General features: G+C 71.8%; 8 protein-coding genes. 2 read left to right on the top strand and 6 right to left on the bottom strand.

Annotated elements, in window-relative coordinates; translation table 11 throughout:
* Nucleotides 1-51 precede the first annotated feature (51 nt).
* The 4 genes from ACFV9W_RS30130 to ACFV9W_RS30115 form a co-directional block, all read right to left on the bottom strand.
* Nucleotides 52-1,191 (bottom strand): NADH:flavin oxidoreductase, encoded by a 1,140-nt coding sequence (locus ACFV9W_RS30130; RefSeq protein ID WP_385767034.1) that lies wholly within the window; start codon nt 1,189-1,191, stop codon nt 52-54.
* Nucleotides 1,192-1,321: 130 nt separating this feature from the next.
* Nucleotides 1,322-2,272: a 3-keto-5-aminohexanoate cleavage protein gene (locus ACFV9W_RS30125; protein WP_385767031.1), complete on the bottom strand. Its 951-nt coding sequence runs from the start codon at nt 2,270-2,272 to the stop codon at nt 1,322-1,324.
* 28 nt (nt 2,273-2,300) lie between these two features.
* On the bottom strand, nt 2,301-3,059 hold the full coding sequence (locus ACFV9W_RS30120; RefSeq protein WP_385767040.1) for an SDR family oxidoreductase: 759 nt from the start codon (nt 3,057-3,059) through the stop codon (nt 2,301-2,303).
* Between the two features lie 42 nt (nt 3,060-3,101).
* A complete protein-coding gene (locus ACFV9W_RS30115; protein WP_385767028.1) occupies nt 3,102-4,409 on the bottom strand; it encodes an MFS transporter in 1,308 nt (435 codons plus the stop codon).
* Nucleotides 4,410-4,619: 210 nt separating this feature from the next.
* Here ACFV9W_RS30115 and ACFV9W_RS30110 point away from each other — a divergent pair, with 210 nt between their 5' ends.
* Together ACFV9W_RS30110 and ACFV9W_RS30105 are read left to right on the top strand one after the other, a co-directional pair.
* The gene (locus ACFV9W_RS30110; protein WP_385767025.1) at nt 4,620-5,678 is read left to right on the top strand and encodes a LacI family DNA-binding transcriptional regulator; all 1,059 of its coding nucleotides are present in this window, start codon (nt 4,620-4,622) and stop codon (nt 5,676-5,678) included.
* Between the two features lie 98 nt (nt 5,679-5,776).
* On the top strand, nt 5,777-6,964 hold the full coding sequence (locus ACFV9W_RS30105; RefSeq protein ID WP_385767022.1) for a 4-hydroxybenzoate 3-monooxygenase: 1,188 nt from the start codon (nt 5,777-5,779) through the stop codon (nt 6,962-6,964).
* A 22-nt stretch (nt 6,965-6,986) separates the two neighbouring features.
* On the opposite strand, the gene ACFV9W_RS30100 is transcribed toward ACFV9W_RS30105, so the two are convergent.
* Together ACFV9W_RS30100 and ACFV9W_RS30095 are read right to left on the bottom strand one after the other, a co-directional pair.
* Entirely contained in the window at nt 6,987-8,177 is a 1,191-nt protein-coding gene (locus tag ACFV9W_RS30100) for an NAD(P)/FAD-dependent oxidoreductase (RefSeq protein ID WP_385767019.1), read from the bottom strand.
* Nucleotides 8,174-9,634, bottom strand: coding sequence for a sodium:solute symporter family protein (locus tag ACFV9W_RS30095; protein ID WP_385767016.1), 1,461 nt, complete (start codon nt 9,632-9,634; stop codon nt 8,174-8,176). The genes ACFV9W_RS30100 and ACFV9W_RS30095 overlap by 4 nt, the downstream gene beginning before the upstream one ends.
* Between the last annotated feature and the right edge of the window lie 53 nt (nt 9,635-9,687).

Genomic DNA, 9,687 nt, shown 5'->3' with positions numbered 1-9,687 from the left:
CCCTCCCGCCGTGCGGCAGGAGGGCGGACGCCCCTTCGTCATGGGCCCGGTCTAGCTCAGCGTCTTGAGCGCCGCAGCGTCGTACGGCATCAGCTCGTCGAAGCGGCCCGCGAGGACCTTCGCCGCCCACTGCGGGTCCTGGAGCAGGGCGCGGCCGATGGCGACCATGTCGAACTCGTCGCGCTCCATGCTGTCGAGGAGGTCGTCGATGCCCTTGACGGGGGAGCCCTCGCCCGCGAAGCCGCGGATGAAGTCGCCGTCGAGGCCGACCGAGCCGACGGTGATGGTCGGCTTGCCGGTGAGCTTCTTCGTCCAGCCCGCCAGGTTCATGTCCGAGCCGTCGAACTCGGGCCGCCAGTAGCGGCGGGTGGAGGCGTGGAAGACATCGACACCGGCCGCGGAGAGCGGGGCGAGGATGGCCTCCAGCTCCTCCGGGGTCTCGGCGAGCCGCGCGTCGTACGCCTCCTGCTTCCACTGCGAGTAGCGGAAGATGACCGGGAACTCGGCGGAGACCCGCTCGCGGATCGCGGCCACGATCTCGGCGGCGAACTTCGTACGGGCCACGGCGTCGCCGCCGTAGGCGTCGCTGCGGCGGTTCGTGCCCGACCACAGGAACTGGTCGAGGAGATAGCCGTGCGCGCCGTGCACCTCGACACCGTCGAGGCCGATCCGCTCCGCGTCCGCGGCGGCCTGCGCGAAGGCGCCGATGACATCGTCCAGGTCGCCCTGGGTCATCGCCCGGCCCGCGTTCTCCGTGCCGTCGACACGGATGCCGGAGGGGCCGACGGCCGGCGCCTCGGCGAAGGGCGGCTGCCCCTCCTTGCGCACCATGCCGATGTGCCACAGCTGCGGAACGATGGTGCCGCCCGCCGCGTGCACGTCCTCGGCGACCCGCGCCCACCCGGCCAGCTGCTCCTCGCCGTGGAACCGCGGCACCCGGTCGCTGTCACCGGCCGAGTCGTGGCCCACGTACGTGCCCTCGGTGATGATGAGACCGACACCGGCGGCGGCACGCCGCGCGTAGTACGAGCGCACATCCTCACCGGGAACGCCGTCCGGCGAGAACATGCGGGTCATCGGCGCCATCGCGATGCGGTTCGGCACGGTCAGGCCGTTCAGCGCGACGGGGCGGGAGAGTATCTCGGCGGCGCGGGACGTGGGGTCGGCCACGGGTGCTCCTCTGAAGTGCATGTGTATGAGTCGGCAGGGCGCGAGCTGTGATCGCGCCCGTGCCAACCGCCCCGCCCGCGCACACATTCCGCAGGTCTCCCGCACCGCTCTGTGATCCCCGACACGGTCGCGCAGGTGTGCGCGACCGCGCTCAGAAGCCGACCTTGTCCCGTCCCTTCAGGGCGAGGATCTCGCGGGCCTCGTCGGGCGTGGCGACCTCCAGATTGAGGGCCTCCAGGACGGTGCGGATCCGGGACACCTGCTCGGCGTTGGTCCTCGCCAGTTCGCCCGGGCCGATCCACAGCGAGTCCTCCAGGCCCACCCGTACGTGGGAGCCCTGGGCGGCGCCGATGGTGGCCAGCGGCAGCTGGTGGCGGCCCGCGCCCAGGATCGACCACTCGTAGCCGTCGCCGAGGAGCCGGTCCGCGGTGCGCCGCATGTGTGCGAGGTCCTCCGGGTGCGCGCCGATCCCGCCGAGGAGACCGAAGACCGACTGCACGAACAGCGGCCCCTCCGCGAGACCGCGGGAGTGGAAGTGCGCCAGGTTGTTCAGATGCGAGATGTCGTAGCACTCGAACTCGAAGCGGGTGCCGTTCTCCGCACCGATCCCCAGGATCTTCTCGATGTCCGCGAAGGTGTTCTTGAAGACGAGGTCACGGCTGCGCTCCAGGTGCTCGCGCTCCCAGTCGTGTGTGAACTCCTTGAAGCGGTCGAGCATCGGGTAGAGCCCGAAATTCATCGATCCCATGTTGAGCGAGGCCAGTTCGGGCCTGAACTCGGTGGCGGGCCGCATCCGCTCCTCGACGCTCATGTGCGGGGAGCCGCCCGTGGTGATGTTGATGACGGCGTCGGAGTGCGCGCTCACCTCGGCGAGGATCGGCGCGAAGTGGTCCGGGTCCTGCGAGGGACGCCCGTCCTTCGGGTCGCGGGTGTGCAGGTGGACGATCGCCGCTCCGGCCTCGGCAGCCCCCAGGGCGGCCTCGGCGATCTCACCGGGCGAGGCCGGAAGATGCTCGGACATCGACGGGGTGTGAATGCCTCCGGTCACCGCGCAGGTGATGATGACCTTGTCGCGGGCGGAGTGGGCGTGTGCGCTGGACATGGGGGTACGTGGGTCCTTCCGGGAGCGCCTAGTAGAGCTTTTCCGTGTTGCCGTCGACCGCCATCGCCTGGCCGTTGACGCTGCGCGCCGCAGGGCCCGCGAGGAAGACCGCCATGTCGGCGATGTCATCGGCGGCGACCATGCGGCGCATCGACGACTGGTCGTTGTAGAGCGCCGTGATCTCCTCGACGGGACGGTCCAGCATCCGGGCCTTCGCCTCGATGACGGACCGGATGCGGGGGCCGTCCACCGCGCCCGGACAGATCGCGTTCGTCCGGATGCCCTCGGGGCCGAGCTCGATCGCGAGGGTCTTGGTGAAGCCCACGACCGCCCACTTGGAGGCCGAGTACGCGCTGCGGCCGGCCATCCCGAGCCGCCCGGCCGCCGACGACAGATTGACGATCGCCGGGTCGGTGCCCCTGCGCAGCAGCGGCATAGCGTGCTTCACGCAGTAGAACTGGCTGTGGATGTTGACGTCGAACGTCCTGGTCCAGTCGGCCGCGTCCACGCCCTCCACGGGCCCGGTGGGTCCCGCTATGCCCGCGTTGTTCACCAGGACGTCCAGGCCGCCGAGTTCGCGCTCCACGGTCGACATCAGCGACCGCACCTGCGCCTCGTCGGAGGCGTCGGAGACATGGGCGGCGAGCCCGGCCTCCCGTGCGGACCGGACGGCCGGCTCGGCCACGTCGGTCACGAGGACCCGTGCGCCGTGCGCCGCGAACCGGTCGGCGATGGCGCGGCCGATGCCGGCGGCGCCCGCCGTGACGAGGACCCGCTTGCCGGTCATTTCCACGATCTGTCTCCTCAAGTGTGGTGGTGTGCGGCCCGGTCAGCGGGCGGTGGCCTCGTCGCCGCGCCGTAGGAACAGCGACAGGACCGTGCCGACGGCGGCCACCGCGACCACGAACCACAGGCCGGACAGCTTGTCGCCGGTCAGGTCCTCCATGGCCCCCATCACGTACGGGCCGATGAACCCGCCGAACAGGCCGATGGTGTTGACGAACGCGAGCCCGCCTGCCAGCGCCGCCCCGCTCAGCCGCGACGCCGGGAAGGTGAACAGGATCGCCTGCATGGCGAAGCAGGAGAACGCGCCGAGGCAGAAGCCGAGGAGGCCGACGACGGGTCCGGACAGGGCGCCGAGCGCGAAGCCGACGGCGATGCCCGCGGCCGTGACGTTCACCAGGCGCCGTGAGGTGGTGCCGTTCGTGGCGCGCAGCGGCACCAGATACGCGCCGAGGCCCGCGAACAGCCAGGGGATCGCGGTCAACAGGCCGATCTGCAGCGGCGACAGCGTCCCGTACGTGCCGATGATCGACGGCAGGAAGTACGACATCGCGTACACGGCGATCTGCTCGGCGAGGTAGACACCGACGACGAGCAGGATCTGCGGGTTCCGCCAGACCTGGCCCATGCGGTGGGTGCCCGAGGCCGCGGCGCCGGCCTCCTCCTCGGCGGCGATCCGCTGTTGCAGGTCGACGGCCTCGGCGCGGGTCAGGAACGTGGCCTGCTCGGGGCGGTCGGGCAGCAGCTTCCACACCGCGACCGCGAACACGCAGGCCGGTAGCCCCTCGACGAGGAACATCCACTGCCAGCCGTGCAGTCCGCCGAGCCCGTCGAGCCCGAGCAGCAGCCCGCCGATCGGCGGGCCCACGACGCTCGCGGTGCACACACCGAGCAGGAAGATCCCGTTCGCCTTGGCCCGGTCGGCCCGGGCGAACCACTGGGTGAGGAAGTACATGACACCGGGGAAGAGGCCCGCCTCCGCGGCGCCGAGCAGCAACCGCATCGCGTAGAAGGACCACTCACCCTGCACGAAGGCCATGCCCGCGGATATGAGTCCCCACGTGACCATGATGCGGGTGATCCAGAAACGCGCGCCGACCCGGTGCAGGACCAGGTTGGAGGGGATCTCCACCAGCGCGTACGTGATGAAGAACAGGCCCGCGCCGATCCCGTACGCCGTGGCAGAGATCCCCAGGTCGATTTCCAGGCGCTCCTTGGCGATTCCGATGTTCGTCCGGTCCAGGAAGCTGATCACGTAGGCGGCGACGAGCAGCGGCATCAGGTGGCGCAGGATGACCCGGTTCAGTTCGGCCGGGGAGCGCAGCGCCGTGGTGGCGGTCGCGTCAGTCGTCATGGGCAGGACCTTCGTCTTCGTCGACAGAGGTGACGCGGCTGCGTCGGTGCGGTGAAGCTAGGCGCGGCCGTGAACGTTAAGCAACGTTCAGTACGTGGACGACCGTTGCCGGGCGGCCGGGAGCTGCGTACCTTCACGCGGCAGGCAGCACGCGACGGGTCGGAGAACCCCGCGACAGGGCGGGCAGCACTCGGCAGGGGAGAGCGATCAGTGGAGACAGTCGAGCCACGGCAGGCCATGCGGGCCCGGCGGCCCACCCGGGTCTCAGCCGCCGCGGTGGCCCGGGCCGCCGGAGTCTCCACGGCCACCGTCTCGTACGTGATGAACGGCAAGGTGGGTGTGTCCGCCGAGACCAGGACACATGTGCTCGCGGTGGCCCGTGAACTCGGCTTCACACCGCGCGGGGGCGAGGCCGTCGACCCGGGCCGCAGCCGGGTGATCGCGCTGGTGCAGCCGAACATCGTCAACCCGACGTACCCGCGCTTCGCCCAGGCGATCATCTCCGCGGGCGCCGCCGTCGGCTACCAGGTGTTCATCGCCACCACGCAGGACCAGCGGCCCGCACTGGAGCACATCACCGCGACCCTGGTGAACCGGGAGGTCGACGGCGTGATCCTGTCGGCCGCCTTCCGCGAGGACGCGAGCGCGCTGCGCACCCTGCGCGCCGCGCGGATCCCGTACGTCTATCTGTCGCGGCGCTCGCTGTTCCTGGAGGGGGACTTCGCCGGGGCCGACGACGCCACCGCGGCCGGTGAACTCATGGAGCATGTCCTGGGGCACGGACACACGGAGGTGGCCACGGTCGTCGGGCCGCGCTTCTCCTCCGCGTCCTCGGTCCGGGAGGCGGCCTTCGTCCGCACCGCGGGTCGGCACGGGGTGCGGATCAGCGGCGCCCGCAAGATCAGCACGGAGCTGGACAACAACGGCGGACGGCGCGCCGCCCAGCGCCTCTTCGCCCTCGACACACCACCCCGTGCGGTGGTGTGCGGCAGCGACGAAATGGCCATCGGTGTCATGGAGTTCGCCGTGGAGCACGGCATCCGGGTACCCGAGGACGTGGCGGTCACCGGCTGCGACGGCACACCCCACTACACCGCGGGACTGATCAACCTCACCACGATCGTCCAGCCCCACGAGGAGATGGCCACCGCCGCGTTCGGCATGCTGATGCGCCGGATCGAACGGCCGACGCTGCCCCGGCAGGAACGGATCCTGCCGCACCGGCTGCACCTGGGGCGCACCTGCGGGTGCGCGGCGGCGAGCGTGTGACCAGGAGGGACCTGCCGCACACCCCATCCGGTCACTCCCGTAACGTGCGCCGACGACGGGGTCGGCACCCCCTCCCGGCCCCGCGGAGGGAGTGAGACGTGGTGCGTACGCTCGACACGGGTGTGGTCGTCGTCGGAGCCGGCCCCGCAGGGCTGACGCTCGGTGTGCTGTTGCGGCGGTGTGGGATCGACTGTGTGGTGGTCGACAAGTTCACGCGGGAGCAGCTGCTGGCGCGTTCGCGCGCGGGGTTCCTGGAGCGGCGGACCGTGCAACTGCTCGACCGGCACGGGCTGTCCGGCCGGCTGCGCGCCGAGGGGCTCGCGCACACGCGCTGCGAGATACATGCCGAGGGCGAGCGGGTCACCGTTGACTACGAGGCGTGGTGCGGCGACGCGCCCAGCTATGTGTATCCCCAACAGGACGTCGTGGCCGACCTGTTGGACGCATATGTCGGTGAGGGCGGCAGCCTGCTGCTCGGCGCTGCGGTCACCGATGTCGTGGCGGGCGAGGCGCCGAGTGTGGTGTGTGCCGACGGCGCCGTTATTCGCGCGGACCTCGTGGCCGGGGCCGATGGGTGGCACGGGCCGACCCGCGCGGCTCTGCCGGACGGGGCCTTCATCCGGTACGACGTGCCGCACGACGCCCGCCTCCTGGGCGCGCTCGTCCAGGCGCCGCCGTCCGCCGGGCATACCGTGTACGCGCAGCACCCCGACGGCTTCGCGGGGCACATGCTGCGCTCCCGCGACGTGACCCGCATGTACCTCCAGATACCCGCCGGTGACACCCTCGACCAGTGGCCGGACGATCGGATCTGGAAGGAGCTGCACATGCGGCTCGACCTGCCGGACTGGACGGTCAACGAAGGACCGGTCCTGGACCGGGCCGTCGTCGACATGCACACCAAGGTCGTGGAACCCATGCACCACGGGCGGGTGGTGCTGCTCGGCGACGCCGCGCACATCGTGCCGCCCTCCGGCGGCAAGGGCATGAACCTCGCGGTGGCCGACGCCGCCGACCTCGCCGCGGCCCTGCCGGAGCACTTCACGGGCGAGGCACCCCTGGAGGCGGTGCTGGCCGCGTACTCCCGGCGGCGCCTGGCCGACGTGTGGCAGGTGCAGGAGTTCAGCCACACCATGCTGGAACTCCTGCACGCCGACGAGCCCGGCACCCCGCACGCCGCCTACCGCGAACGGCTGCGGCGCGCCCGGTGGCAGCGGCTGCGCGACGACCCCGCCTACGTACGGTCCTTCGCGGAGCAGTACATGGGGCCTTCGCTCACCGAGTAGGCCAGGGGACCACAGGCCGGTGTCATTGCTGGCCCGCGAAGCGCGGACGCTCCAGCTCTCCGAAGGAGTCCGGGGCCGCGCCCGTGAGGCGGTCCGGGGCGAAGTCCGCGAGGAGCGGGTCGCGTTCGCCGGTCAGCAGCTCGTGTGCCGCGAGGCGGCCGAGCAGCGGGCCGAGGGTGATGCCGCTGTGTGTCGCCAGCGCATAGACCCTGCCGTCCGGGCGCAGCCGGCCCGCGACCGTGAGGCCGTCCGCGGGCAGGGCGCGTCGGCCCACCCGGAAGGATTCGAGGCGTGCGCCGCGCGTGCCGTGGAGCAAGTCCGCCAGCCGGTCGAGGAGTTGGGCGGCGTGCGGGCCGTCCAGCGGCGGGGGTGCGGCCGGGTCGGCGTCGGTGTCGAGGTCGAGGCCCTGAACGACGAGGCGGCCGCCGCCGTCGGGGCGGACGTTGAGGCGCGGCGTGGTGAGCACCGCGTCGAGGCGGGTCGCCGTCGGGGAGGTGTAGCCGAGGAGGCCGACCGTGGCGGAGCCGGGTTCGGTGGTGTCCGCCATGGGCAGCGACACACCGGTCAGCGCGGCGGTCCGCTCGCTCCACCGCCCCGTCGCGCTGACGACGAGGTCGAAGGTCTCGTTGGTGCCGTCGGCGAGCCCGAGCCGTACGTCGGAGGCGCGCTCGTCGATGGCGGTCACCTCGGCCGGGCAGCGCAGCTCGGCGCCGTGGTCGCGGGCCTCGCCCCACAGCCGGGCGACGAGCGGGTGCGGCAGCACGTACCCCTCCTCGGGGAAGTGTGCGATGCGCCGCACTGCGTCGGGGATACGTAGGTCGGGCACCAGCTCACGGGCCCGGTCGGGCTCGATCCACCGCCAGGGGTAGCCGCGGCCCTCCAGGAGTTCGAGGGCGTCCGCGAGGCGTGCGTCGCCCACGTCGTCGGCCGCCCACTCCAGGTTCCCGGACGGGAAGAACCAGTGCGGCGCGGGGCCGCCCGCCTCCCGCAGCGCGTGGTGTTCGGCGACACCCGCCATGTTCAGCTCGTGGTACGAAGTCGGGTTCTTGGCATGGGAGTTGACCCAGGCGAACGTGGTTCCGGTTGTCCCGGCGGCGAATCCGGTGCGCTCGAAGACGGTGACCGCGGCGCCGCGCACGGCGAGCGCGCGGGCGGTCGCGGCGCCGAGGGCTCCGGCGCCGATGACGGCGGTGCGGGGGGTGGGTGAGGTCATGCGGAGGTGCTGCCTTCCGGTGCGGGGACGGGGGAGGGCTGCGCGGGCACGGGGGTCGTCGGGCGTCCCGAGGAGAGCGCGCAGCCGAGCAGGACGACGGCCGATGCGGCGATGCCGTACACCGCGTACGGCACGACGGTGTCGGCGAGTTGGGCGGCGCCGCAGCCCGCGAGGCCGGCGAGCATCGCGGCGAGGGCGGCGGCAGGTGTCAGCCGGAATCGGCGGCGCAGCGCGTAGCCGAGGAAGAGTGGCGCGGCGAGCGCGGCGGCCGAGTACGCGTAGGTGGCGACGAGCCAGGTGAGCGCGGTCGGGAAGGAGATGGCGAGCACGGCGGCGACGGCGGTCACCACGACCGTGCAGAGCCGGGAGAGTGTCACCATGCGGCGGTCGGTGCGCCGCCCGCCCACGACGCTGCTGTACAGGTCGCGGACCAGGCTGGTGACGACGGACTGGAGCGCGCTGCCCGACGTGGAGACGATGGTGGCCACGAGGAACGCGCCGTAGGTGACCAGGAGGAGCGGCGGCAGCTGCGTGATCAGCCAGCCCGCCGCGTCCTCCGGGTTGGTCAGGCCGGGGTGCTGGGCGCGGACGGACAGGCCGATGGCCGCCGCGTAGACACCGCCGACCAGGATGGTGAGCCCGCTGAGGATGATGCCCCGGCGGGCGTCGGAGACGTTCTTGGTGGCGAAGATGCGCTGGTAGTAGAGCTGGTTGGTGAGGGTGCCGGGCAGGATCGCGGCCACCCACAGCCACACCTGGTCGCCACCGGCCGCGAACAGGCCCGACGGCTGCCACAGGCGCTCGGGCACATGTGTTGTGATGCCGCTCCAGCCGCCCGCGAGATGGACGGCGTAGGCGGCGACCACGAGCGACATCACGATCTTGAAGATCCCGAAGACGAAGTCCGTCCAGGCCACCGATGTCAGCCCGCCGGGCAGCACGAACAGCAGCGATCCGGCGGCGATGACGGCGATCAGCAGGCTCGGCGAGAGCCCGGTCAGCTGCCCGAACAGCTGGGAGAACGCGACGAATTGGGTGGCCAGCCAGCCGAACGGCACGACCAGGGCGCACACCCCGGCGAGCGCGACGACGACCCGGCTGCGCCCGAACAGGCGGGTCACGACGTCGGGGACGGTGCCGAAGCCCTGGTCGCGAAGCCAGCGCGCGGTCAGGGCGAGCCCGAAGAAGCCGAGGACGACGCAGAGTTCGTACGCGAAGACCGACCAGCCCGACGCGTAGGCGATGCCGACGTGGGCGATGAGCACACCGCCACCTGCGGCGGTCGCGAACTGGGTGATGACGACGACGATCAGCGGGAGCGACTCGGGTGCGGAGAGCCAGTCGGCCGAGTTCTTCGCGCGGCGGCCGAAGTACACCGAGAGCAGCGCTCCGGCGGCGATGATGACAAGGCCTGCGACGACGATCGCGGCTATTTGGGCAGTGGAGTGGTGCGGCAAGGGGTCACGCTCCTCGGGAGGGCAGGGGGAAGCCAGGAGGGTGTGCTGTGCCG

This window comes from Streptomyces sp. NPDC059897, from assembly GCF_042730865.1.
Taxonomy (GTDB): Bacteria; Actinomycetota; Actinomycetes; order Streptomycetales; family Streptomycetaceae; genus Streptomyces.
The sequence above is the reverse complement of the archived record's forward strand: the minus strand, read 5'-3'. Positions and strand labels throughout refer to the sequence as shown.

What these genes read in the sequence shown, in the direction of transcription:
- ACFV9W_RS30100 (WP_385767019.1), bottom strand. Translation starts at nt 8,177, where the DNA reads ATGACCTCACCCACCCCCCGCACCGCCGTCATCGGCGCCGGAGCCCTC.
- ACFV9W_RS30120 (WP_385767040.1), bottom strand. Translation starts at nt 3,059, where the DNA reads ATGACCGGCAAGCGGGTCCTCGTCACGGCGGGCGCCGCCGGCATCGGC.
- ACFV9W_RS30125 (WP_385767031.1), bottom strand. Translation starts at nt 2,272, where the DNA reads ATGTCCAGCGCACACGCCCACTCCGCCCGCGACAAGGTCATCATCACC.
- ACFV9W_RS30130 (WP_385767034.1), bottom strand. Translation starts at nt 1,191, where the DNA reads ATGCACTTCAGAGGAGCACCCGTGGCCGACCCCACGTCCCGCGCCGCC.
- ACFV9W_RS30115 (WP_385767028.1), bottom strand. Translation starts at nt 4,409, where the DNA reads ATGACGACTGACGCGACCGCCACCACGGCGCTGCGCTCCCCGGCCGAA.